Annotated in this window: 19 protein-coding genes; 7 read left to right on the top strand and 12 right to left on the bottom strand. The window is 73.7% G+C overall.

Annotated elements, in window-relative coordinates; genetic code table 11:
- The first annotated feature begins 26 nt into the window (after positions 1 to 26).
- Positions 27 to 869, top strand: a complete 843-nt coding sequence (locus tag ABZT74_RS31045; RefSeq protein ID WP_356440382.1) for a helix-turn-helix transcriptional regulator — start codon at positions 27 to 29, stop codon at positions 867 to 869.
- A gap of 145 nt (positions 870 to 1014) precedes the next feature.
- The gene (locus ABZT74_RS31040; protein ID WP_356440379.1) at positions 1015 to 1878 is read left to right on the top strand and encodes a helix-turn-helix transcriptional regulator; all 864 of its coding nucleotides are present in this window, start codon (positions 1015 to 1017) and stop codon (positions 1876 to 1878) included.
- A gap of 40 nt (positions 1879 to 1918) precedes the next feature.
- On the opposite strand, the gene dnaK is transcribed toward ABZT74_RS31040, so the two are convergent.
- The 6 genes from dnaK to ABZT74_RS31010 form a co-directional block, all read right to left on the bottom strand.
- On the bottom strand, positions 1919 to 3820 hold the full coding sequence (gene dnaK / locus ABZT74_RS31035; RefSeq protein ID WP_356440376.1) for a molecular chaperone DnaK: 1902 nt from the start codon (positions 3818 to 3820) through the stop codon (positions 1919 to 1921).
- Positions 3821 to 3964: 144 nt separating this feature from the next.
- Positions 3965 to 4390 carry an OsmC family protein gene (locus ABZT74_RS31030; RefSeq protein ID WP_355874132.1) on the bottom strand — a complete coding sequence of 142 codons (426 nt, stop codon included), beginning with the start codon at positions 4388 to 4390 and terminating at the stop codon, positions 3965 to 3967.
- Positions 4391 to 4591: 201 nt separating this feature from the next.
- On the bottom strand, positions 4592 to 6397 hold the full coding sequence (locus ABZT74_RS31025) for a hypothetical protein (protein WP_356440373.1): 1806 nt from the start codon (positions 6395 to 6397) through the stop codon (positions 4592 to 4594).
- 46 nt (positions 6398 to 6443) lie between these two features.
- Positions 6444 to 7505, bottom strand: coding sequence for a MoxR family ATPase (locus ABZT74_RS31020; RefSeq protein WP_356440370.1), 1062 nt, complete (start codon positions 7503 to 7505; stop codon positions 6444 to 6446).
- A gap of 130 nt (positions 7506 to 7635) precedes the next feature.
- Positions 7636 to 9729 carry an alkaline phosphatase family protein gene (locus tag ABZT74_RS31015; protein ID WP_356440368.1) on the bottom strand — a complete coding sequence of 698 codons (2094 nt, stop codon included), beginning with the start codon at positions 9727 to 9729 and terminating at the stop codon, positions 7636 to 7638.
- Positions 9730 to 9860: 131 nt separating this feature from the next.
- Positions 9861 to 10340: a hypothetical protein gene (locus ABZT74_RS31010; protein ID WP_355874143.1), complete on the bottom strand. Its 480-nt coding sequence runs from the start codon at positions 10338 to 10340 to the stop codon at positions 9861 to 9863.
- An 86-nt stretch (positions 10341 to 10426) separates the two neighbouring features.
- On the opposite strand from ABZT74_RS31010, the gene ABZT74_RS31005 reads away from it, so the two are divergent.
- Together ABZT74_RS31005 and ABZT74_RS31000 are read left to right on the top strand one after the other, a co-directional pair.
- Positions 10427 to 11200 carry an MBL fold metallo-hydrolase gene (locus ABZT74_RS31005; RefSeq protein ID WP_356440366.1) on the top strand — a complete coding sequence of 258 codons (774 nt, stop codon included), beginning with the start codon at positions 10427 to 10429 and terminating at the stop codon, positions 11198 to 11200.
- A 32-nt stretch (positions 11201 to 11232) separates the two neighbouring features.
- Positions 11233 to 11850 (top strand): VTT domain-containing protein, encoded by a 618-nt coding sequence (locus tag ABZT74_RS31000; RefSeq protein ID WP_355874296.1) that lies wholly within the window; start codon positions 11233 to 11235, stop codon positions 11848 to 11850.
- A 120-nt stretch (positions 11851 to 11970) separates the two neighbouring features.
- On the opposite strand, the gene ABZT74_RS30995 is transcribed toward ABZT74_RS31000, so the two are convergent.
- The 4 genes from ABZT74_RS30995 to ABZT74_RS30980 all read right to left on the bottom strand — a co-directional run bounded on the left by ABZT74_RS30995 (position 11971) and on the right by ABZT74_RS30980 (position 16741).
- Complete coding sequence (locus ABZT74_RS30995; protein WP_356440364.1) at positions 11971 to 13041, bottom strand: MBL fold metallo-hydrolase; 1071 nt, start codon at positions 13039 to 13041, stop codon at positions 11971 to 11973.
- Positions 13042 to 13054: 13 nt separating this feature from the next.
- Entirely contained in the window at positions 13055 to 14284 is a 1230-nt protein-coding gene (locus tag ABZT74_RS30990) for an aminotransferase class I/II-fold pyridoxal phosphate-dependent enzyme (RefSeq protein WP_356440362.1), read from the bottom strand.
- Positions 14285 to 14607: 323 nt separating this feature from the next.
- Positions 14608 to 15570, bottom strand: coding sequence for a hypothetical protein (locus tag ABZT74_RS30985; protein ID WP_356440360.1), 963 nt, complete (start codon positions 15568 to 15570; stop codon positions 14608 to 14610).
- Positions 15571 to 15946: 376 nt separating this feature from the next.
- Positions 15947 to 16741 (bottom strand): RNA polymerase sigma factor SigF, encoded by a 795-nt coding sequence (locus ABZT74_RS30980; RefSeq protein WP_356173744.1) that lies wholly within the window; start codon positions 16739 to 16741, stop codon positions 15947 to 15949.
- A 294-nt stretch (positions 16742 to 17035) separates the two neighbouring features.
- On the opposite strand from ABZT74_RS30980, the gene ABZT74_RS30975 reads away from it, so the two are divergent.
- Positions 17036 to 17419 carry a DUF2795 domain-containing protein gene (locus tag ABZT74_RS30975; protein ID WP_356440358.1) on the top strand — a complete coding sequence of 128 codons (384 nt, stop codon included), beginning with the start codon at positions 17036 to 17038 and terminating at the stop codon, positions 17417 to 17419.
- A 99-nt stretch (positions 17420 to 17518) separates the two neighbouring features.
- Here ABZT74_RS30975 and ABZT74_RS30970 read toward each other — a convergent pair whose 3' ends face one another.
- Both ABZT74_RS30970 and ABZT74_RS30965 read right to left on the bottom strand, forming a co-directional pair.
- Positions 17519 to 17761 carry a DUF6158 family protein gene (locus ABZT74_RS30970; protein ID WP_355874162.1) on the bottom strand — a complete coding sequence of 81 codons (243 nt, stop codon included), beginning with the start codon at positions 17759 to 17761 and terminating at the stop codon, positions 17519 to 17521.
- 202 nt (positions 17762 to 17963) lie between these two features.
- Positions 17964 to 19583 (bottom strand): ATP-binding cassette domain-containing protein, encoded by a 1620-nt coding sequence (locus ABZT74_RS30965; protein ID WP_356173738.1) that lies wholly within the window; start codon positions 19581 to 19583, stop codon positions 17964 to 17966.
- A gap of 106 nt (positions 19584 to 19689) precedes the next feature.
- Here ABZT74_RS30965 and ABZT74_RS30960 point away from each other — a divergent pair, with 106 nt between their 5' ends.
- On the top strand, positions 19690 to 21189 hold the full coding sequence (locus tag ABZT74_RS30960; protein WP_356173736.1) for a phosphatase PAP2 family protein: 1500 nt from the start codon (positions 19690 to 19692) through the stop codon (positions 21187 to 21189).
- A gap of 181 nt (positions 21190 to 21370) precedes the next feature.
- Positions 21371 to 22229 (top strand): class I SAM-dependent methyltransferase (locus ABZT74_RS30955; protein ID WP_356440356.1); only part of this gene is annotated, 859 nt, incomplete at its 3' end.

Here is a 22229-nt window from a genome sequence, read left to right as displayed (position 1 = left end):
TGCCACCCCTCGACTACGGTCCTCGTATGAGCATTGTCCCGCCCGCTGCCGCCGGCCCTTCAAGTGCCCCCGCGGGAAGCGGCGTCGGCCCGCTGCTGCGCGGCTGGCGGGAGCAGCGGCGGGTGAGCCAGTTGGAGCTCGCCCTGCGGGCGGGTTCCTCGGCGCGTCACATCAGCTTCGTGGAGACGGGCCGTTCGCGGCCCAGCGAGGAGATGGTGCTGCGGCTCGCCGAGCACCTCGATGTGCCGGTGCGGGAGCGCAACGCGCTGCTCCTCGCGGCCGGTTACGCCCCGCACTATCCGGAGACACCGCTCGGCGACCCGTCGATGGACGCCCTGCGCGAGGGGGTGGAGCGGCTGATCCAGGGCTACGAGCCGTATCCGGCGCTGGTCGTGGACGCCACGTACGACGTCCTCGCCGCCAACCGGGGCATCGCCATGCTGCTGGAAGGTGTCCCCGACCGTCTTCTGGTCCCGCCGCTGAACGCGATGCGGCTGACCCTGCACCCCCAGGGCCTCGCCCCGCGCATCCGCAACCTGCGCGCCTGGCGGGACCATCTGCTCGCCCAGATGGACCGGCAGATCGCGCTGCGCCGCTCGGAACCGCTGCGCGCGCTCTACGAGGAGGTGGCCGCGTATCCGGTCCCGGACACGGACCCGGAGCCGGCCGGCGGCGAGGAACTCCCCGGTACCGCCCCCTCCTTCGCGCTGCCGATGCGGATCGAGCACGAGGGGCGGCTGCTGTCGTTCATCTCCTCCATCTCGACGTTCAACACCCCGATGGACGTGACGGTCGCCGAACTCGCCATCGAGACGTTCCTCCCGGCGGACCCGGCGACGGTCAAGTACCTTCACGCGCTGTCGCCCTGACGGCGGCTCACCCACCGGGACTCGCGGCTTCCCGTGCCGCGCACGGGACGGCGGACCGCGCCCGACCCCGTTGAGGCCGAACCGTGATGGTTCTTCACGGGCATGGCACACTGCACGCATACTTCGGCGCGTGGGGAGGCGTGGCGTGAGTGAGCGGCGACCCGCGCCCACCGTGGGACAGGTGGTGCTGGGACGGCGGCTGCAGGAACTGCGCGAGGCGGCCGGCCTGAGACGTGAGGAGGCGGCCCGGGTTCTGCGGGTCGCCCCGGCGACCGTACGGCGGATGGAGATGGCCGAGGTCGCCCTCAAGATCCCGTACGTACAGGTCCTGTTGACGACGTACGGCGTGAACGACGACGAGACCGCCGCGTTCGTCACGCTGGCCGAGGAGGCGAACCGGCCCGGCTGGTGGCAGCGGTACCACGACGTGCTGCCCGACTGGTTCAGCATGCACGTCAGCCTGGAGGGCGCCGCCCAGCTGATCCGCTCCTATGAACCGCACTTCGTGCCCGGACTGCTCCAGACCGAGGACTACGCGCGGGCGGTGCTGGAGGCCGGAACGGTCGGGCAGACCGGACCCGAGGCCATCGAGCGGCACGTGGCGCTGCGCATGAAACGGCAGGCGCTGCTGACCCGCGCGAACCCGCCGCACCTGTGGATCATCATGGACGAGACGGCGCTGCTGCGTCCGGTGAGCATCCGGGGCGAGGTCATGCGCGACCAGATGGCACGGCTCCTCGAATGGGTCGACCTCGACCATGTGACGCTCCAGGTCGCGGAGTTCGCGAACGGCCCGCACCCGGGGACGTACACCTCCTTCACGCTCTTCCGGTTCGCCGAGCCCGAACTCCCGGACGTCGTCTACAGCGAGTACGTGACGGGCGCCCTCTACCTCGACGCGCGGGAGGAAGTGGCCCTGCACCTGGAGGTGCTGGACCATATGACGGCGCACGCCGCCTCCGCGCAGCGCACCAAGGAGATCCTGGAGGAGTGCCGCCGGAGCTTCTGAGCACGCTCCCGGTGCGGCCGCCGTGCGGAACGGCAGGCGACTACGCGGCGCCGTCCCTCGTCCCCCGGTCCCGGTCCTGTGCCCGGCCCGCTTCCCGGTCGTCCTCCACGATCTCGGCGTCCACCACGCCCTCGTCCTCGCCCGCGGCCTGTTCGGTGGCCGGTTCGTCCTGCGGGGGCGTGCGCTGCTCGGTGCTCGCGTACATGGCCTGGCCCATCTGCTGGCTGACGGTGGCCAGTCGCTCGATCGCGGTGCGCAGCGCGGCGGTGTCGGTGGAGGAGTCGTCCAGGAGCTGCTTCAGTTCGGCGGCGGCGGACGCGACCTCCGTCTTCGTCTCCGCGGGGATGCGTTCGTCGTTCTCCCCGACGAACCGCTCCGTCCGGTAGACGAGTTGTTCGCCGTGGTTGCGGGTCTCCGCGGCCTCCCGGCGGCCCCGGTCCTCCTCCGCGTACTGCTCGGCCTCGCGCATCATGCGGTCGATGTCGGACTTGGGCAGCGCCGAGCCGCCGGTCACGGTCATCTTCTGCTCGCGCCCGGTGGCCAGGTCCTTCGCGGACACGTGCATGATCCCGTTGGCGTCGATGTCGAAGGCGACCTCGATCTGCGGGACCCCGCGCGGCGCGGGCGGCAGCCCGGTGAGGTCGAAGACACCGAGCTTCTTGTTGTACGCGGCGATCTCGCGCTCGCCCTGGTAGACCTGGATGCCCACCGAGGGCTGGCTGTCGGCGGCCGTCGTGAAGATCTCCGAACGCCGCGTCGGAATGGTGGTGTTGCGCTCGATGAGGGTGGTCATGATGCCGCCCTTGGTCTCGATGCCGAGGGACAGCGGGGTGACGTCGAGGAGCAGGACGTCCTTCACGTCGCCGCGGATCACCCCGGCCTGGAGCCCCGCGCCGACGGCCACGACCTCGTCCGGGTTGACGCCCTTGTGCGGTTCCTTGCCGGTGAGTTCCTTCACCAGCTCGGTGACGGCGGGCATCCGGGTGGAGCCGCCGACCAGGATGACGTGGTCGACCGCGGCCAGTTTCACGCCCGCGTCCTTGACGGCCTGGTGGAAGGGCGTCCGGCAGCGGGCCAGCAGATCCGCCGTCAGCTCCTGGAACTGGGCGCGCGTCAGCTTCTCGTCGAGGTGCAGCGGGCCGTCGGAGGTGGCGGTGATGTAGGGCAGGTTGACGGTGGTCTCCGTGGACGAGGACAGCTCGATCTTGGCCTTCTCGGCGCCCTCGCGCAGCCGTTGCAGCGCCATCTTGTCGTGGCCGAGATCGATGCCGTGCGCGGACTTGAACCGCTGGGCGAGGTGCTCGACGACCCGCTGGTCCCAGTCGTCGCCGCCGAGCCGGGTGTCCCCGTTGGTCGCCTTCACCTCGATGACACCGTCACCGATCTCCAGCAGCGACACGTCGAACGTGCCGCCGCCCAGGTCGAAGACGAGGACGGTCTGCTCCTCGCCGCGGTCGAGGCCGTACGCCAGGGCCGCGGCCGTCGGTTCGTTGACGATCCGCAGCACCGTGAGACCGGCGATCTCGCCCGCCTCCTTGGTGGCCTGGCGCTGCGCGTCGTCGAAGTAGGCGGGCACGGTGATCACGGCGTCCGTGACGTCCTCGCCCAGATAGGCCTCGGCGTCCCGCTTCAGTTTCTGCAGCACCCGCGCGGACAGTTCCTGCGCGCGGTACCGGGTGCCGTCGATGCCGCCCGACTCGGGAAACCGCCAGTTCACGTCGCCCATGTACCGCTTCACCGAGCGTGCGGTGCGCTCCACGTTCGTCACGGCCTGCCGTTTGGCGACCTCCCCGACCAGTACCTCACCGTTCTTCGCGAAGGCCACCACCGACGGTGTGGTGCGCGCGCCCTCGGCGTTCGTGACGACGGAGGCCTCACCGCCCTCCAGGACGGCCACCACCGAGTTCGTCGTACCGAGATCGATCCCGACCGCACGTGTCATGTCCGTCCCCTCCCGCAAGGGCGCTCTTCCGCCCTCCAGCACAGGCCGCGCGTACCCGCTTGTCAATGGCGCGTGGCAACCGGACGGGGGCGGACATGCCGGTGCCGCGCCCCCTCAGGGAGGCGCGGCACCGGAGCGGGGACGTCAGGCGAGCTTCGCCGACAGGGTGATCGGCGTGCCGGTCAGGGCCTGGCTGACGGGGCAGTTCTTCTTGGCGTCCTCGGCCGCGGCCACGAAGCCGTCGTTGTCGAGGCCCGGCACCGTGCCCTCCACGGTGAGGTGGATGCCGGTGATGCCCTCGCCGGGCTGGAAGGTGACGTCGGCGTTGGTGAGGAGCTTGGTGGGCGGGGTGCCGGCGCCCGCGAGGGCGTGCGACAGCGCCATCGAGAAGCAGCTGGAGTGGGCGGCCGCGATCAGTTCCTCGGGGCTGGTCTTGCCGTTGGCGTCCTGTGCCCGCGACGCCCACGTCACCGGCTGCTGGCCGATGCCGGAGGAGTCGAAGGTGACGACGCCGTTGCCCTCGAGCAGGTTGCCTTCCCACTCGGTGTGTGCGGTGCGCGTGGTAGCCACGGTGATTCCTTTCGCGTGTGGTCCCGTTGCCGGGGTCCGTGCTCCCATCCGATCACACCCGGGACCGGTGCACCCCACGGATGGGGGTGCGACCTGCCGGGCGGTGTCCGGGATTTCCCCGGCGGGGGTGCGAACAGGGGGCGGGCGGGGGCGCGGTCCGGGTCCTGTTCCCCGTGCGGGTGCCGTGCCGCGTCCGGGAGTTCAGCGGACCCGGAACACGGGCCCGCGCGCGGTGAACGGCAGCCGGCCGCCCTGCGGGATCAGATAGGCGTGTTCGCGCCGCACCCGCAGCACGTCGCAGCAGCCGTCCGTGATCACCAGGACGGGCGCGCCGGGCGGGAAGTCGTCGGCGCGGTGCAACAGATCGATGCCCGGCTGCAGCACGGTGCCCCCGCGACCGCGGACCCGCACGCTCGCGGCGATCTCGGTGACCGGCAGATAGCCCACGTCGTGCGGCGCCGCGTCGCAGAACACCACCCGTGCCGCCGGTACGTCCCGGGAGGCGGCGTACGAGGCGATGGCGCCCAGCGCCTTGCCGAGCAGGGTGCGGTCCATGGAGGCGGAGGTGTCGAGGACGACACCGAAGGTGCAGCGGGCCACCTCCTCGGGCGGGAACCGGCGCCCGGCGCGCGGGATGTCGGGGGTGGCCGCCTGCCGGCGCGAGGGCCGCGCGTACGACCGCAGGGGTTCGGGCCGGGGCACGAACTCGTCGAACCAGCGGGCCAGTCGGGCGTCCCACGCCAGCGGCGGCTGGCTGAGGGCGCGGATCTCCTCGACCAGTCCGCCGGGCAGGAAGCCGCGTTCCTGCTGCTGGTGCAGGTCGAGTCCCCCGGCGAGACCGCGGCGGTAGAACGCGTCGAGGTCGACGTGGTCGCGGGGTTCGCCGAGCGGGCCGCCGAGGATGTCGCCCGCGCCCCTGCCGCGCAGCGTGGACAGCCGGCGCATCCGGCGGAGGTCCCCGGCGATCCGGTCGTAGACCTCCTCGGCCGACAGATCCTTCAGCTCCGGGTCGTACAGCAGCCCGTCGGGCATGGCACCGACGCGCATCTCGCACAGCCAGCCGTTGATCACGTAGTCGGCGGCGACGTTGAAGAGGTACGGATCGCGGGGTCCGCAGCGGTCGCCGTGCCGCAGGGCGGCGTGCAGCATCTCGTGGGCGAGGACGAACCGCCATTCCTCGTCGTCGAGTTCGCGCAGCGGGTTGACGTAGATCTCGGCGGCCTCGGTGTCGACCGCGGCGACGGAGATGCCGTGGGCGCGGGCCAGTTCGGCGTCGGCGACGAGGGTGATGCCGGCCGCCACCCCGCCGAGCAGCGGGTACGAGGAGATGAACCAGCTCAGTGCCCGCTCCCACGGCTGGAGCCGGGTGGGCCCGCCGCGCATGGAGGCACGCCGACCGCCCGCCATGTCCATGGCGGTGGCCATCGTGCGGGTGAGGGCGTGCGCGAACGCCACCTGCCAGTCGGGCGGGGTGCCGCCGGTCCAGGTGTCCCAGGGCACCAGCAGCTGGTCCGGACCGCCGCCCGCCGTACCGCAGTTCTGGTAGTGCGGCGGGATACCGTCGCGGCGCCAGCGGGCGGCGAGCCGCTCCTCGTCGCCGTCGGGATAGCCGGCCGGGAGGTCCTCGGGGGTGGCGCCGACCGGGAAGCCGAGCAGGAAGCGGTTCACGACCGTGCAGCGGGCGGCCAGGTCGAAGCGGTCCGGCTGCACGCGCGGGCCGACCGCCGCCGGTACGTGGCCGAAGCCGAGGTGGATGACGGCGTGCGCGACGGCCCAGGCCCAGGCGGCCGGTTCGGCCCGCCGGGCGGGGTCGACGTGCAGGACGCCGTCGGAGTCGACGGCGACCAGTCCCTCGCGCGGCGCGCCGGCGCAGTCCTTCTGCCGGCAGGTGCTGAACCCGATCGCGGCGAGCGCCCGGTTGGCCCGCACCAGCCGCATCCCTTCGGCGAACGCCTCGGCCGCCGGATCGGGGCGGGTCTCCGCGCCGGCCTTGCGGGTCCGGCTCATCGCGCGGCCCCGGCGCGCGCGGGTGCGGGCGTCCCGGCACGCGGGCTCACTGGCGTGCCTCCACCAGGCGCGGCATGTCGCGGGCCGCCTCCACCAGGAACCAGGCGGGGAGGACGGGGTTGCCGTCGGCGTCGGCGGCGATGACGCTCTGGGCGACCTCGACGGAGATCTCGGCGAGCTGCACGAGCAGGGACTTGGCGCGGTACGCGGTCTGCCGGGTGTTCGCCGAGAGGTGCTCCTTGCCGGCGGGCAGTTCCTTGACGAGCCGTCCGCGGAACGACTCGGCGAGGTAGTAGAGGAGGTCGCGGTCCTCCGGGCGGGAGGGCCAGCGGGCGTCGCCCTTGATGACGGCCTCGATGCCGAACCGGCTCCGTACGATCTTGACGTAGCCGCAGAAGGCCACCGCGTGCGCGGGCGTCAGCGTGCCGTGCGCGATCACCTTCAGGGTCTCCTCGTCGATCCCGGGCCCGAAGGAGCCGAGCGCGTCGGAGAGCATGTGCCAGGAGCGCGGCGTGGAGAACGGCTCCTCGGTCTTCGGCGGTTTCGACCACAGGTGGTCGGGACGGTCGGTGAGGTGGTCGAGGACCCAGGGGTGGATGTCGTTCACGGCGGCCCAGGCCAGCCAGTCCCGGGGGGAGGCCTCCAGGTGGACGTGCGTGAGCCGGTTCACCAGCGCCGAGGCGATCGGCCGGGCCAGCGCGTTGTCCGTCGCGCGGTTGCCGGCGCCGATCACGATGGAACCCCGCGGCAGTTCGTAGTCGCCGATGCGCCGGTCCAGGATCAGCGAGTAGAAGGCCTTCTGGACGTCGGGGCTCGCCGCGTTCAGCTCGTCCAGGAACAGGCAGTACGGCTCGTCACGGGCGATCGCCTCGGGCGGGCAGAAGACGGAGCGTCCGTCACGGATCTGCGGCACGCCGATCAGGTCCTCCGGCGCCAGCTGCGTACCGAGCAGGCTCACGCACTCCAGTCCGAGCGAGTCGGCGAACTCCCTGACCAGGGAGGACTTTCCGATGCCGGGGGCACCCCACAGGAACACGGGCCGCACGGTGGCGAGACCGAGCAGCAGCTCCGGGATACGGGCGGGCGTGACGGTGACGGCTGCCTGCACAGGCGAGCTCCTCGGGGGTGTCCGGCGCGGGCGCGCTGGGACGCGGCGCCCGGTGCGGACAGTGTGGGCGCGCGGGCCCCCGCACCGCCTCCGATTTACGGGGCGCGGGGCGGGCGCCGCACGGCCGGGTTCAGGCCGCCCGCTCGTCCGAGCCCATGTCCAGGGGCACTTGGGGGCCGTCGCACTCGCGCAGCCAGCGGCGCAGCACCTGGTGGATCTGTTCCGCCCCGACCGGGCCGGCGCCCTCGCCGGCCGGTGCGGACAGGGTCACCGGGGAGAGCAGGAAGGGTCTGCCCTGCGCGCCGCCGAGGCCGCCGTGCGAGCCGATCTGCTCCTCGAAGGCGAGGACTTCGCCCTCGGCGGGGTCGTACCAGGAGTTGACCATGATGTCGGCGGTGTGCGGGAAGGAGTGGGTGCGCCGTACGGCGTCGGCCGCGCCGGGGCCGAAGTCGGCGAGTGGGCCCGGGTGTTCGTCGTCGAGCCGGTCGAGCGGCACCTCGACGCCGTGCGCGCCGAGCACCACTCCGCCGTGCTCCTCGCTGCGCACCAGGAGGAATCCGATGCCGGGGTGGTTGGCGAGGGTGGTCAGCAGCGCGGGGTGCCGGCGGTCGATCTCCTCGCGGGTCATCCGGTGCGGCACGTCCGGGAAGGAGACCAGGCCGAGGTTGCCCGAGGCGAGCACGACGGGTTCCGAGTGGCGGCCCGACGGCCGCAGCCGCTCCTGGCGCTCGGCCCGCTCCGCGCGCTCCTCCAGGGGACGGCGCAGGGCGGCGCGCACGGCGGTCCGCGCCTCCGCGCCGCTGTGGGTGCGCCGTGCCCCGCGGGGGACGGGCAGGCCGCAGCCGGCCCGGACGAGGTTGCCGAGGGTGAGGCCGTAGCGGGTCAGGAACGTCTCGCCGGGGCTCTGGCCGTGGTCGGAGAGCACGACGATCCGGTACGGCCGCGGGGCGTGCTCGGCGACCTTCGCGATCAGCGCGAGCGACCGGTCGAGGCGTTCCAGGATCCTCTCGGCGTCCCGGCTGCGCGGCCCGGAGTGGTGGGCCACCTCGTCGTACGCCACCAGGTCCGCGTAGACGGCGCTGCGCCCGGCGAGCATGTCGCCGATCACCGCGGCGACGACGACGTCCCGCTCGACGACGGTCGCGAAGGCACGGACCATCGGGTACAGCCCGCCGCGTTTGACCCGCGGCCGGCGCTGCCCGATCCGGGCCGCGAGGGACTGGCCGATCTCCCGGAAGACCTCGGCGCCGAAGGACAGGGCGGTGCGGACGGCGTTGGCGGGGTCGGAGAAGTACGCGAAGTAGCCCGCGCGCGAGCGGTTGTCGCGGCCTCTGCGGGCGGCGACGGACAGCACGAGGGCGAGTTCGTCGGCGCCGCCGCTGAAGAGGTTGCCGCGGCTCGCGCCGTCGAGGGTGAGCAGGCCTCCGTCACCGGTGCGCTCGACGGCCCGGCGCTGGAGTTCGGCGGCGCTGTTCGGCCGGTTGCAGACCATCACCTCCTGGCTCTCCTTCTCGTACCAACGGAAGGCCGGGACGTCGTGGTTGCTGCCGTGCAGGATGCCCAGCTGGCTGGCACCGGTCTGGCTGGACCAGTCGGTGCGCCAGGGAACGATCCGGTGGGTGGGGCGCGCTCCGCCGAGCCACCGGGCCGCGGTCGGCATCAGCCCCTTGGCCATCGCGTCCCGCAGCACGTCGTACCCGACCCCGTCGAGCTGGAGGAAGAGCGCTCCGGGTGTGGAGGGGCCGGCTCGCCCGGCCACGCGTCTGCGGCGCCGGTCGGCGAGCCGGTAGAGCCGGCGCCGGTAGGCGTCGTCGTCCCGGACGGCGAGGGCACCGCCGGTGGCCGAGGCGACGGCGGACATCACGGCGGCAACGACCACGGCGGTCTCGGGGGCCGCCTCACCCCGCCCCGAGGGGTTGATCCACAGGGCGAGCAGCAGCAGCGAGCCGTTCAGGAAGAAGACGAGCACGGCGAGCACCAGGGCGGGGACGAGCAGCAGCGCCCGCACCAGCAGCGGCCACACCAGCGAGGACAGCAGTCCGAAGACGCCGGCACCGGCCGCCGCGGTGACCGCGATCCGGGTCGCGCTGTCCCCGCTGTCCGACTGCAGCTGGAAATCGGGCAGCACACCGGCGAGGACGAGCATCGTGACCGTGGACACGGCCCACACGGCGACGCTCCGCCCCACCCCGCTGGCGACGCGCCGCCACCGTCCTGCGTCCACGTCCTGCCACCTCACGTCCGGGCCCGCCCGGTCCGCGCGGCCTGCTCCCCACCCTGTCACAACGCACGGAAGTGCCCGGAAGTCCCCCGGACCGCCCTCCCGCCGCCCACCGGACCTGCCCGGGAGCCGGGTCAGCGGCCGTCGTAGCCGGCCGTCGGCATCGAGAGACGGCGGTGCACCTGCGCCTTCATCCGGGCGTCGTAGAACGGTTCCGCGCTGCCCACCGTCTCGACCCGCACCCCGCGGCGCGCGCACTCGGCGGTGAACTCGTCGACGGAGGCGAGGGCGCGCTCCAGCACCCGGCGGCTGGGGGCGACGAACAGGTCGACGAGTCCGGCCTCGACGTCGGCCCACAGGGTGCGGTGGTCCGGGCGCAGGGCGCGGACGAGGAGTTCCCGGGTGACGACGTAGCCGTGCTCGGCGGCCCAGCGGGCGCACATCGCGTGCTGGCTGCGGGAGTCGACGAGGAAGGGGTCCGCGTCGAGTTCCTCCAGCGGCGTCAGGCTGGCGATCGCCGTGACGCGCAGCGCCGGGGGCCGGGGCGCGGGGCCGCCCGGTCCGTACGGGCGCTCCGGGGTGTGCGTGCCGGAGGCACCGCCCGCGTCTGCCATGCGTGTCCCCCCTCACCTCCGGGTTTCGCCGCCGACCCTACTCCTGCCCGTAGGCTCGGGGGGAGTCGCGCGAAGGAGGCAAAGAGGTGCCGGTGGAGATCACCTGGTGGGGGCATGCCACGTGCACGCTGGAGGACTCCGGCACCCGCGTGCTGACCGATCCGCTCTTCGCGCGCCGGCTCGCGCACCTGCGGCGCCGGCGTGGGGCGCCGCCCCCTCCCCCGGCGGCGGTCGCCGATGTCGCCCTGGTCTCCCATCTGCACGCCGACCATCTGCACCTGCCCTCGCTCGCCCGGCTCGCTCCGGGCACCCGGCTGCTGGTCCCCCGGGGCGCCCCGCGCGCGGTGCCAGGACTGCGCCGGCTGGACCATCTGCGGCTCACCGAGGTCACGCCCGGCGACCGGACCCAGGTCGGTGACCTCCTCGTACGGACCGTGTCGGCGCGGCACGACGGGCGACGGCTGCCGGTCGGGCCGCATCGCTCCCCCGCCGTGGGGTATGTGATCGAGGGCGACGCGCGGACGTACTTCGCCGGGGACACCGGGCTGTTCCCGGAGATGGCCGAGGAGGTGGGGGAGGTCGACGTGGCACTGCTGCCGGTGGGCGGCTGGGGGCCTTATCTCGGTGAGGGGCACCTGGACGCGGGGCGGGCCGCCGAGGCACTCGCCGAACTGCGGCCGCGCAGCGCCGTCCCCGTGCACTACGGCACGTTCTGGCCCATCGGCATGGACGCGGTGCGCCCCCATGAATTCCACGCGCCGGGTGAGGAGTTCGTGCGCCTGGCCGCCGAGCGTGCGCCGGACGTGTCGGTGCACCGCCTGGACCACGGCGAGTGTGTGCGTCCGGAGGTCACTCGGTGACTCCCTGGTCCGCCGCGGTCCCCTCTCTCCTGCTGTCCGCCGCGGCCACGCGGGGATCGCAGGAGTCGGCGCAGCAGGCGATCGGGTATCCGACCCTGTTCCTGCTGGTGCTGATCGGCGCGCTGGTGCCGGTCGTGCCGACGGGCGCGCTGGTGAGTTCGGCGGCCGTGGTGGCGTTCCATCAGACGGCGCCGTTCGCGCTGCTGACGGTGTTCCTGGTGTCCTCGCTCGCCGCGTTCCTCGGGGACATGGCGCTGTACTGGCTCGGCCGGCGCGGTATGGGTTCGAAGAACGGCTCGCGCTGGCTGGAGGCGATCCGGCAGCGGGCGCCCGAGGACCGGCTGACGCAGGCGCAGGAGAAGCTGCACGACCACGGCATAGCCGTGCTCGTGCTGTCCCGGCTCGTCCCGGCCGGCCGTATCCCGGTGATGCTGGCCTGCCTGATGGCGAAGATGCCGCTGCGGACCTTCGCCCGCGGCGACGTACCGGCCTGCCTCGCCTGGGCGGCCACCTACCAGGTCATCGGCATCCTCGGTGGTTCGCTCTTCAGCGAACCGTGGGAGGGCGTGGTGGCCGCGGTGGCGCTGACCCTGGCGATCAGCGCGGTGCCGGGCCTGTGGCGCAGGATCCGCAGGCCGGCCGCCTCGTAGGAGTCGCCTCGTGGAAGCGGTCGTGTGGAAGCCGTCGCGCGGAGGACCTCTCGTAAAGGCCGTTCGCGTAAAGGCCGTTCGCGTAGAGGCCCGCTCGGTCCGGTCCCCGGGGCACCGGGCTCAGCCGAGGACCCGGGACGCTCCCACCGGCAGGTCCCAGAGGTCCTCGCGCGACAGGCCCGCCCGTTCCCAGGCGGCCCGGACGCGGCGCAGCGGCTCCAGCACCGGCTCCGCGGAGAGGACGAACGTCCCCCAGTGCATCGGCGCCATCCGCCGGGCCCGCAGGTCGACGGCGGCCCGCACCGCCTCCTCCGGGTCGCAGTGCACGTCGCTCAGCCACCAGCGCGGGTCGTAGGCCCCGACGGGCAGCAGCGCCAGGTCGATCCCGGGGTAGTGCTGTCCGATGCGGGCGAACCAGTGGCCGTAGCCGGTGTCGCCCGCGAAGTACACCCGCAGGCCCTCGGGGGAGGTGAGGACCCAGCCTCCCCACAGGGTGCGGCAGGTGTCGGTGAGGCCGCGCTTGGACCAGTGGTGCGCGGGGACGAAGTCGAAGCGGACGCCCTCCAGTTCGACCGCCTCCCACCAGTCCAGTTCGGTGACGTGGGTGAACCGGCGGCGCCTGAACCAGGGTCCGAGGCCCGCGGGCACGAACACCGGTGTGTCGCGCGGGAGTCGGCGCAGGGTCGGGGCGTCCAGGTGGTCGTAGTGGTTGTGGCTGATGACGACCGCGTCGACGCGGGGCAGCGCGCTCCAGGCCACACCGGCCGGGGTGATCCGGGCCGGGGTGCCGATGATCCTGCGGGACCAGACCGGGTCGGTGAGGACGGTGAGCCCGCCGATCCGGATCACCCAACTCGCGTGTCCCACCCAGGAGACGGCGACCGTGCGGGTGTCCACACGGGGCAGGGGTTCCGGTTCGAAGGGCAGCAGGGGGATGTCGGCGAGCCCGTCGGCGCCGGGTCGCAGCGCGCCCTCCCGGGCGAACCGGGCGAAGGCCCGCAGCCCCGGCAGCGGCGCGGTCAGCCGGTCCACGAAGGAGCGCGGCCACACCCGGCGTTCCCCGAGCGGGCGGGGCGCGGCGAGGGGCGGGGGGACGACGGTGGGGTGCTCCGCCGCCGGAGGTGCCGGGGGCGCGAGACCCTCGGGGTCCTGCGCCGTCGTGCTCGCGGTCGACTCGGACTGCTGCGTCATCGAGAGGCTCCCATCACCGAGCGTCGTCGCGGAGGTCGTCGAAGGCCGACCCCAACCGGGTCAACGCGCGTTGCACATGCGGCAGTTCCAGGGGCGTCGACGCCGTGAGGGACCGCGTCCGTTCCTCGTCCGTGCCGCCGAGCAGGGGTCCGGTGCCCAGCCGGACGCGCAGCGCGCCGAGGTCGTCGCCGAAGCGGTGTCCGCCCGGCGCGGGCATGCCGAGCCGGGCGGAGAGGTGGTCCTCCAGGTCCTGCGCGTCGCCGACACCGCGCGCGCCGAGCGCGGAGCGCAGCGGCCCGAGGTCGACGTACAGATGTCTGCCGGCCTGCGGGGGGCGCGCCACGGCACCGGCCGCGGTGACCGCGCGGTGGGCGGCGCCGGCCACGTCCGCGTGCAGGCGGGCGGCGGCGGCGAGCCGTTCGCTGACCGCGGCGGGCTCGTCGAGCGCGTAGGCGGCCGCGGCGGCGACGGGTTCCGCGACGCGTGCGCCGACCGCGGTGAGCACGTCGAGGACGCGGGATCTCAGGAGGGCGCCCGCCTCACCGGAGGGGAATCGGGCGACGGCGGCCGGCCAGCCCTGGGGCAGGAAGGCGCCGGCGAGGTCCGTGATCACGGTGACGTCGTCGGGGGCCATCTCGGCGGGGCTGAGGAGCACCGTGTCGTGCGGCCGGTGCAGGGTGTCGCGCCAGGTCTCGTCGCTCACGACGTGCAGACCCTCGCCGACGGCGGCCTCGACGGCCTCGTGCACCAGCTCGGGCGGCGCGACGGTGGCGGTGGGGTCGTCGGCGACGGAGAGCACGAGCAGCCGCGGGTCGCCGCCCTCCTCGCGGACTCTGCGGAGGGTCTCCAGGAGGGCGTACGGATCGGGGACGCCACCGCATTCGGCGGGCGTCGCCACCCGGAACACGGACCGGCCGAGGAGACGGGCCTGGGGCGCCCACCATGCGGCGCAGGGCCGGGGCGCGAGGACGTCGCCGCCGAGCGCGCCGGTCAGGGCGAGCAACAGGGCGGCGGCTCCGGGGGCGACGGCCACGCGGTCGGCGGCCGTGGGGAGTCCGCGGCGGGTCCAGTAGCCGCAGGCGGCGTCGAGGAACGCGGGGCCGCCGCCGAACAGTTCGGTGTCGGCGCGGCCCGCGGCGGCGGCCAGTTCCGCACGGAGTTCCGGCAGCACGGGCAGGCCCTGGTCGGGCAGGGGCGGACCGTAGCGGACCGGTCCGCGGCCTTCCGGATCCGTCCGCCGCATGTGTGCCTCCGCGCCGTGGGTGGTGCCCTGCGTTCCCTGCCCTGACCTGCCTCGACCTGTCCAGTCCAGTCCTGTCTGTCCAGTCCTGTCTGTCCAGCCAGTCCCGTCTGTCCTGTCCTGTCCTGTTGCCTTGCCGGCCGTACGTTCCGGGGCCCGCGTCCCCCGCTACGGCTCGGTTCCTACGGCCGGGCTCAGGCGGCCCGGCGTACCGGGCCGCCGGCCTGTCGGTACCCGGCGGCACGCCGTCCCACGCGTGCCCTCGGGGTCACACCTGTCGCATCGTCACCCGCGCCACCGAGTGCCTCCGCCGTGCCGTCCGCCGGCTAGGCGCGGCGGTTGCGCAGACGGTGGACGGCCGCGCACCCGGCACCGGCGATCAGCAGGCCGCCGGCGACCAGCGCGGGCACCGAGTCGGTGAAGGCGCCGCCGCGGCCGGCCTGCACGCCCTGCTGAACGGTGGGAGGACGCTCTCCGGTTCCCGCGCCCGTTCCGGTGCTCGGCTCGTGCGCCGGGGCGCCCTTGGCGACCGAGTACGAGGCGCTCCACTGCTTCCCGTGGCCGCCCTGCGGCGCGGGGCAGACACCGTCCACGCCCCACTCGCCGCGGGCCGCGCCGCCGGCTTCGGGGGCCACCGGGGCGGCGGGTGCCGTGTCGGGGCCCACGGGCTCGGGCACGGTGTCGGGCGCCGCCGGTTCGGGGACGGTGTCCGGGCCCACGGCGTCCGGACCCACGTCGTCGGGGGTCACGGGGTCGGGGTACCCGGAGCCGGGCTGTTCGGGGTCGGTGGCGACGGGGGGCGGTTCCACCGCGTCGGGCGCGACCGTGTCCGAGCCGCCGGAGTCCGGGGCGGCGGGCGGCACGTCCCCGTTCTCGGCGTCGGTCGTGCCGGCCACGGAGGAGAGCGTCCGGTCGAGGACACCGGTCTCCTCGTAGCCCTCCCCCGAACCGGCGACCGACGGGGCCGGGCCGCCGGCGCCGTCGGGGGCGCCGGTCGGGATGTGGGCCGTTCCGCGATAGGCGGCGGCGCCCGCGGCGTGGGCGCCGTCGCCCTCGACGCGGTGCAGCTGCACCTTGCCCTCCTGGAACCCCTGGGAGCTGGCGTCGATGGCCTCGGGCGGGGCACCGCCGACTCCGTCGCAGGTGACGCTGATGGTGACGGTGCCGCCGGGTTCGACGGAGCCCGGGCTGACCTCCGCGGCCGGATCCGCGGACGCGGCCGACGCGGCGACGCTCAACGCGGCGCCGGCGAGGGCGGTGGCGTACAGGACACGGGCGGTACGGCGCATGAGCGGGGCTCCTTCGGCGGGGCTGCGGTCCGAGAGCCACGGCCGTCGTGTCCCTCGGGCCCATCAGAGCCCGCCCCGCCCCGGCGCGCTATCGGCCGGGCACCATTCGCGGGAAAACAGGGGCCCGAGCGGGTGATGCCGCCCGGCCACGGGCCTCCGCCGACCACGTCCGCCGACCACGAAGGAGCCCGCCGGGTGCCCCCTCGGCGAGGGGGCACCCGGCGGGCTCGGTGTCCTCGGGCGCGGCGGTTCCTTCGGCCGCGCCGCTTCGTCCGTCGCGCGGGTCCCCTCGGCCGCGCGGTCTTCGCGCCGCCTCCGCTCCCCGGGCCCCGCGGCTGCGTCGACCGCGTGCCGTGGGCGAGCCGGGAAGGAGGTGCTAGGCGGCGTCGCGCATGACCTGGTCACGCAGGCGGGAGCAGCAGCGGGTGATGAGACGGGAGACGTGCATCTGGGAGATGCCCAGCTCGTCGGCGATGCGGCTCTGCGTCATGTCGTCGAAGAAGCGCATGTAGAGGATGGCGCGTTCCCGCTCGGGGAGTGCCTGCAGCCGCGGCTTGACGGCCTCACGGTCGATGACCGTGTCGAGCGCCGGGTCGGCGGAACCGAGGGCGTCGCTGAGCGAGTAGCCGTCGTCGCTGCCGGGGAGTTCGGCGTCGAGTGAGAGCGCGGTGAAGCTCTCCAGCGCCTCCAGGCCGGTCAGCACGTCCTCCTCGCTCAGCCGGGCGCGTTCCGCGATCTCGGCGACCGTGGGCCGGCGCCCCGAGATGGTCTGCGACAGGTCCTGGCCGGCGAACCGGACCCGGTTGCGCAGGTCCTGGACACGACGCGGCACATGCAGGGTCCACATGTGGTCGCGGAAGTGACGCTTGATCTCGCCGGTGATCGTCGGCACGGCGTAGCTCTCGAAGGCGTTGCCGAGTTCGGGGTCGTAGCGGTCGACGGCCTTGACGAGGCCGAGCGCCGCCACCTGCCGCAGATCGTCGGAGTTCTCGCCCCGGTTGCGGAAGCGGCCCGCGAGCCGGTCGGCCATCGGCAGCCAGGACTCGACGATCTCCTCGCGGAGGGCGTCGCGCTGCGGTCCCTGAGGGAGCGTGGCGAGCCTGCGGAACGCCTCCGAGGTGTCGGGGGCGTCGTCGTGCGGATGGTGCGTCGCGCTCGCTTGAGTTCGCATGATGCGTCGCAACTCCCTTGATGGTGCCTGGTATAGGACAGTCATCGTGGGAGCGCATCCGTGATCCGGACGGATACACCCGTGGCGCGGATCGCCGCTCCCACGGACGTGCCTCCTGTCCGAAGCACTGCTGCTGCGTCTGCCCCGGGCCATGCGGGGCAAACACCCCCGGATTCGTCCCCGATCGCGGACGCCCCGTCACGTGGACGCCTTCCCGGACAACCCGTTTCTCGACGTGTCGCGTGGGGGACGTCGGGTACGCGCTCCCCACCTCGAACCTCTGGAGGGGATTTCATGCAGCGAGGCAGTGACCGGATGAGCGCTCACCGGGACGACGAGATGAAGCACGAACTGCGCGACTTCCTCAGGTCAGGGCACCCCACCCGGACCGAGGAGTGGCAGGACCCGGAGCCGGCCGCCGACGACGACCCGGCGATCGCGGGAGGACCGGTGGTGCCGCACACGGCACCGGAATCGCTGGAGACGGTGCGCCACGAACTGGCGCGGTTCCTCGGCCGTACCTCGTTCCCCGCGGGTCCGCGTGCGCTGATCGACGTCCTGCGCGAGAAGAACGCGCCCGACGCTCTGGCCGACTCGCTGGAACGTCTGCCGGACAAGGAGCACTACGCGAACGCGCACGAGCTGGCGCGGGCGGTCGTGGGCGCGGGCAGCAGCTAGCGGCGCGCCGCGACGTGGGCGTGCGGGACCGCCTCGGGCGGCCCGCACGCCCACGCGCAACGGTTCAGGCGCCACCGACGGAGCGACCGGGCCGACCGGTCAGGCCGGTGGCACCGCGGCGGGGCCCCGTTCGCGGGCGCCCTCGCGGGTGCGGCCCGCCGAGACGGGGCGGCGCGGATGGCGGCGCAGGTACTCGCCCTCCAGCTGGGCCATGCGCTCGTTGTGGGTGTGCAGCGCGTCGTTCGAACCGTGCAGCAGCGTGTCGTGGCGGGTGCGGTGGATGGCCTCCAGCTCTTTCATCAGCTGCTGGTCGTCCAGCCGGCCCGGGTCGACTCCGGTCATGGTGCTACCCCGCTCGTCGTGGCCGTCGGCGCGGTCCGGGCGCCCGCCCGGCGGACGTCGCCCGGAGGCGGCCGGAAGGGAGCCATGGATACGTGACCTCCACCCACCACTCTACGAACATCGGGTGGTCCGGGCCTCTCCGGGAACTCCGGGCACGCGGAAACGCGGGGCCCCGGCCGCCCGGAGCCCGGGAATGAGCCGCCTAGCGGTCCCGCTCCACCCGGCGCTCGTCCCACACCGGCTCCTGCGTCTCCCGGACCCGTCCGTCGGAGCCGAAGACCAGGTAGCGGTCGAAGGAGCGGGCGAACCAGCGGTCGTGGGTGACGGACAGGACCGTCCCGTCGTACGCCTCAAGCCCTTCCTGGAGCGCCTCGGCCGACTCCAGGTCGAGGTTGTCGGTGGGCTCGTCCAGGAGCAGGGCCGTGGAGCCCTCCAGTTCCAGGAGCAGGATCTGGAAACGCGCCTGCTGGCCGCCCGACAGCTTCTCGAAGCGCTGCTCGGCCTGGGCCGTCAGCTCGTAGCGGCGCAGCCGTGACATGGCGGCGCCGCGGTCCTGGGAGTGCTCGGACCACAGGATGTCGAGCAGCGTGCGGCCCTCCAGCTCGGGATGGGCGTGCGTCTGCGCGAAGTGGCCCGCCACCACGCGCGCGCCGAGCTTCCACTCGCCGGTGTGCGCGACGTCGCCGCCCGCGAGGAGCCGCAGGAAGTGCGACTTCCCCGAGCCGTTGGAGCCGAGGACGGCGACCCGCTCGCCGTAGAAGACCTCCAGGTCGAAGGGCTTCATCAGGCCGGTGAGCTCAAGTCCCTTGCAGGTGACGGCCCGTACACCGGTGCGCCCTCCGTGCAGCCGCATGGTGATGTCCTGCTCGCGCGGCGGCTCGGGGGGCGGTCCCGCCTCCTCGAACTTGCGCAGCCGGGTCTGGGCCGCCGCGTAACGGGAGGCCAGCTCATGGCTGATGGAGGCGGCCTGACGGAGGCTCAGCACGAGCTTCTTGAGCTGGGCGTGCTTCTCGTCCCAGCGCCTGCGCAGTTCCTCGAAGCGCGCGAACCGCTCCCGCCTGGCCTCGTGGTACGTCGCGAAACCGCCACCGTGCACCCAGGCGTCGGCGCCGGTGGGGCTGGGCTCGACGCTGATGATCTTCTGGGCGGAGCGGGCGAGGAGTTCACGGTCGTGGGAGACGAACAGGACGGTCTTACGGGTGTCCTTGAGCCGCTCCTCCAGCCAGCGCTTGCCGGGCACGTCGAGGTAGTTGTCCGGTTCGTCGAGCAGCAGCACCGCGTCGGTGCCGCGCAGCAGCGCCTCCAGCACCAGGCGCTTCTGCTCGCCGCCGGACAGGGTCCGCACCTGCCGCCACTGCGCCTTCTCGTAGGGAACGCCGAGCGCGGCCGTGGTGCACATGTCCCAGAGGGTCTCGGCCTCGTAGCCACGCGCCTCGGCCCAGTCGGAGAGCGCCTGCGCGTACCGCAGCTGGGACGCCTCGTCGTCGACGGTCATCATCGCGTGCTCGGCGGTGTCGACGGCCCGGGCCGCCTCCCGGATCCGGGGCGGCGCCACGGAAACGAGCAGCTCCCGTACGGTCGTCTCGTCGCGCACGGATCCCACGAACTGGCGCATCACGCCGAGCCCGCCGCTCACGTTCACGGTGCCGCCGTGCGGCTTGAGCTCGCCCGAGATCAGCCGCAGCAGGGTCGTCTTGCCCGCGCCGTTGGGCCCCACGAGGGCCACGACGGCCCCTTCTCCCACCCGGAACGACACATCGCCGAGCAGCGCCCTCCCGTCGGGAAGGTAGTACTCAAGATGTGCGGCTTCGAGGTGTCCCATGGGCAGGCATTCTCCGGGGCGCGGGGGGTACGGGGCAAACGCGTTTGCTCCGGGGCGCCCGTCACGGCGGCGAGCAAAACGCCTGATCCGGGGTAGACGGAGCCGCATGACCCCCACCCCAGACGTCGACCTGACCGCCCTCGTTCCGGGCCGCCACGGCCTGCGGGACCGTCTCCTGTCCGTGGACCTCCGGGTCTTCGAGTCGGTCGCGGCGCGCCACTGGCCGGGCGGCGATCCCGTGCTGCCACGGCTGAGCCGCAGCGCCAACCACGGTCTGCTGTGGTTCGCGACGGCCGCCGCCGTGGCGGCGAGCCGCACGCCGCGGGCCCGCCGGGCCGCCACCCGGGGCCTCGCCTCGCTCGCTCTGGCCTCGGCGACGATCAACACCGTCGGCAAGCGGTCGGTGCGCCGCAGCCGTCCCGCGCTGGACCCGGTCCCGGCGATCCGGCAGCTGAAGCGCCAGCCGATCACCACGTCGTTCCCCTCGGGGCACGCCGCCTCCGCCGCCGCGTTCGCGACGGGTGTGGCGCTGGAGTCCCGCGGCTGGGGAGCGGCCGTGGCGCCGCTCGCCGCGGCGGTGGCCCTCTCCCGCGTGTACACCGGGGTCCACTTCCCGAGCGACGTCATCGCGGGTGCGGCGCTGGGCGCGGGCGCCGCGTACGCCGTCCGTGCTCTGGTGCCCACCCGGGACCAGCTGACCGCGCCGGCGCGGCCGCGGGTCCAGGCGCCCGCGCTGCCCGACGGCGCGGGCCTGGTCATGGTGGCCAACAAGGGCGCGGGAAGCGCGGAACGGGTCCACGCGCTGGCCGACGCGCTGCCGGCCGCGGAGCTCGTCGAGTGCGAACCCGCTGACATACGGCAGGAGTTGGAGAAGGCGGCCGCCCGCGCCACGGTGCTGGGCGTGTGCGGCGGCGACGGCACGGTGAACACCGCGGCCGAGATCGCCCTGCGCCACGACGTCCCGCTCGCCGTCCTCCCGGGCGGCACCCTCAACCACTTCGCCCACGACCTCGGGGTGGAGGGCGACCACGATCTCGTCCGCGCGCTCCAGCAGGGCGAGGCGGTCAAGGTGGACGTCGGCCGGTTCGCGTCCGGCGCCCAGGAGGGCATCTTCCTCAACACGTGCAGCCTGGGCATCTACCCGGAGCTGGTGCGGGAGCGGGAGAACGGGTCGAAGATGATCGGCAGCTGGCCCGCCGGGGTGATCGGCGCGCTGCGCGTCCTGCGCGCCGACCACCATCCCCTGCGGGCCGAACTGGGCGGCCGTACGCACCCGTTGTGGCTGCTGTTCGCGGGCAACGGCACGTACCACCGGGTGGGCCTCGCACCCGCCCGCCGCTTCGATCTCGCGGACGGGCGTCTCGACGTCCGCGTCGTGCACGGCGGACGCCATCCCGCGGTGCGGCTGCTCGCGGCCGCCTTCGCCGGCCCGCTCACCCGCTCCCCCGCGCACGCCGCCGTGCGGGTGGGCCATCTGCGCATCGACGGCGTCGACCCCGGCACCCTCCTCGCCTATGACGGCGAGGTCACCGAGGTGAGCGACCGGGTGACGCTCCGCAAGAGCCGCGAGGCCCTGACCGTCTACCGCCCGCAGCCGGCCCATTGAACCGGGCCGTCGTTCAGGCGGCCCCAACTCCCCCTCTTCCACGCCGTCCACACCGTCTGCGATGTCCACATGGCAAGATGCGGGTCTCATCATTCGACATGACCGCGTACGGTGATGCCATCGCCCCGCGGAGTGCGTACCCGCCCCGCCGAGGCCCCGTACACGTCGAAGGGGACCGGTCATGTCGAAGTCGCAGGAGACGGCCGTCTACACGCACGGCCATCACGAGTCGGTGCTGCGCTCGCACACCTGGCGCACCGCCGCCAACTCGGCGGCGTACCTGCTCGACTCGCTGAAGCCCCACATGAAGATCCTCGACATCGGCTGCGGGCCGGGCACCATCACCGCCGACCTGGCGGAACGCGTTCCGGACGGGCATGTCACGGGCGTCGACCACGCGGCGGGCATCCTGGACCGGGCACGACAGGAGGCCGCCGGACGCGGCCTGCGCAACGTCGACTTCGCGGTGGCCGACGTGCACGCGCTGGACTTCCCGGACGACACGTTCTGCGTGGTGCACGCCCACCAGGTGCTCCAGCACGTCGGCGATCCGGTCCAGGCCCTGCGCGAGATGCACCGGGTCACCCGCCCGGGCGGCTACATCGCGGTCCGCGACGCGGACTACGCGGCCATGACCTGGTATCCGTCGATGCCGGGCATGGACGAGTGGCTGGACCTGTACCGGCGGGTGGCCCGCGCGAACGGGGGCGAGCCGGATGCCGGCCGCCGTCTCAAAACATGGGCGCTGGCCGCCGGCATCCGGGACATCACCTCCACGTCGAGCACCTGGACCTACGCCACCGAGGACGAACGGGCCTGGTGGAGCGGCCTGTGGGCCGACCGCACGGTGGCCTCGGCCTACGCGGAGCGCGCCACGGAGGGCGGTCACGCGACGGCGGAGGAACTGCGCGCGGTCTCCGCCGCCTGGCGGCGGTGGGGGCGGGCGCCGCGGCACGCAGGGCACTCCTGTCCGGCCTGCGCTTCACCAGTCTGCGGCTGCGCCTGGTCGTGGTGTTCGGGCTCGTGGCGCTCACCGCCGC

Origin of the sequence: Streptomyces sp. NPDC005302, from assembly GCF_040607345.1 — a bacterium.
In the GTDB taxonomy this organism is placed as follows: Bacteria; Actinomycetota; Actinomycetes; order Streptomycetales; family Streptomycetaceae; genus Streptomyces.
The sequence above is the reverse complement of the archived record's forward strand: the minus strand, read 5'-3'. Positions and strand labels throughout refer to the sequence as shown.

What these genes read in the sequence shown, in the direction of transcription:
- ABZT74_RS31045 (WP_356440382.1), top strand. Translation starts at nt 27, where the DNA reads ATGAGCATTGTCCCGCCCGCTGCCGCCGGCCCTTCAAGTGCCCCCGCG.
- dnaK (WP_356440376.1), bottom strand. Translation starts at nt 3,820, where the DNA reads ATGACACGTGCGGTCGGGATCGATCTCGGTACGACGAACTCGGTGGTG.
- ABZT74_RS31025 (WP_356440373.1), bottom strand. Translation starts at nt 6,397, where the DNA reads ATGAGCCGGACCCGCAAGGCCGGCGCGGAGACCCGCCCCGATCCGGCG.
- ABZT74_RS31010 (WP_355874143.1), bottom strand. Translation starts at nt 10,340, where the DNA reads ATGGCAGACGCGGGCGGTGCCTCCGGCACGCACACCCCGGAGCGCCCG.
- ABZT74_RS30995 (WP_356440364.1), bottom strand. Translation starts at nt 13,041, where the DNA reads ATGACGCAGCAGTCCGAGTCGACCGCGAGCACGACGGCGCAGGACCCC.
- ABZT74_RS30990 (WP_356440362.1), bottom strand. Translation starts at nt 14,284, where the DNA reads ATGCGGCGGACGGATCCGGAAGGCCGCGGACCGGTCCGCTACGGTCCG.
- ABZT74_RS30985 (WP_356440360.1), bottom strand. Translation starts at nt 15,570, where the DNA reads ATGCGCCGTACCGCCCGTGTCCTGTACGCCACCGCCCTCGCCGGCGCC.
- ABZT74_RS30980 (WP_356173744.1), bottom strand. Translation starts at nt 16,741, where the DNA reads ATGCGAACTCAAGCGAGCGCGACGCACCATCCGCACGACGACGCCCCC.
- ABZT74_RS30975 (WP_356440358.1), top strand. Translation starts at nt 17,036, where the DNA reads ATGCAGCGAGGCAGTGACCGGATGAGCGCTCACCGGGACGACGAGATG.
- ABZT74_RS30970 (WP_355874162.1), bottom strand. Translation starts at nt 17,761, where the DNA reads ATGACCGGAGTCGACCCGGGCCGGCTGGACGACCAGCAGCTGATGAAA.
- ABZT74_RS30965 (WP_356173738.1), bottom strand. Translation starts at nt 19,583, where the DNA reads ATGGGACACCTCGAAGCCGCACATCTTGAGTACTACCTTCCCGACGGG.
- ABZT74_RS30960 (WP_356173736.1), top strand. Translation starts at nt 19,690, where the DNA reads ATGACCCCCACCCCAGACGTCGACCTGACCGCCCTCGTTCCGGGCCGC.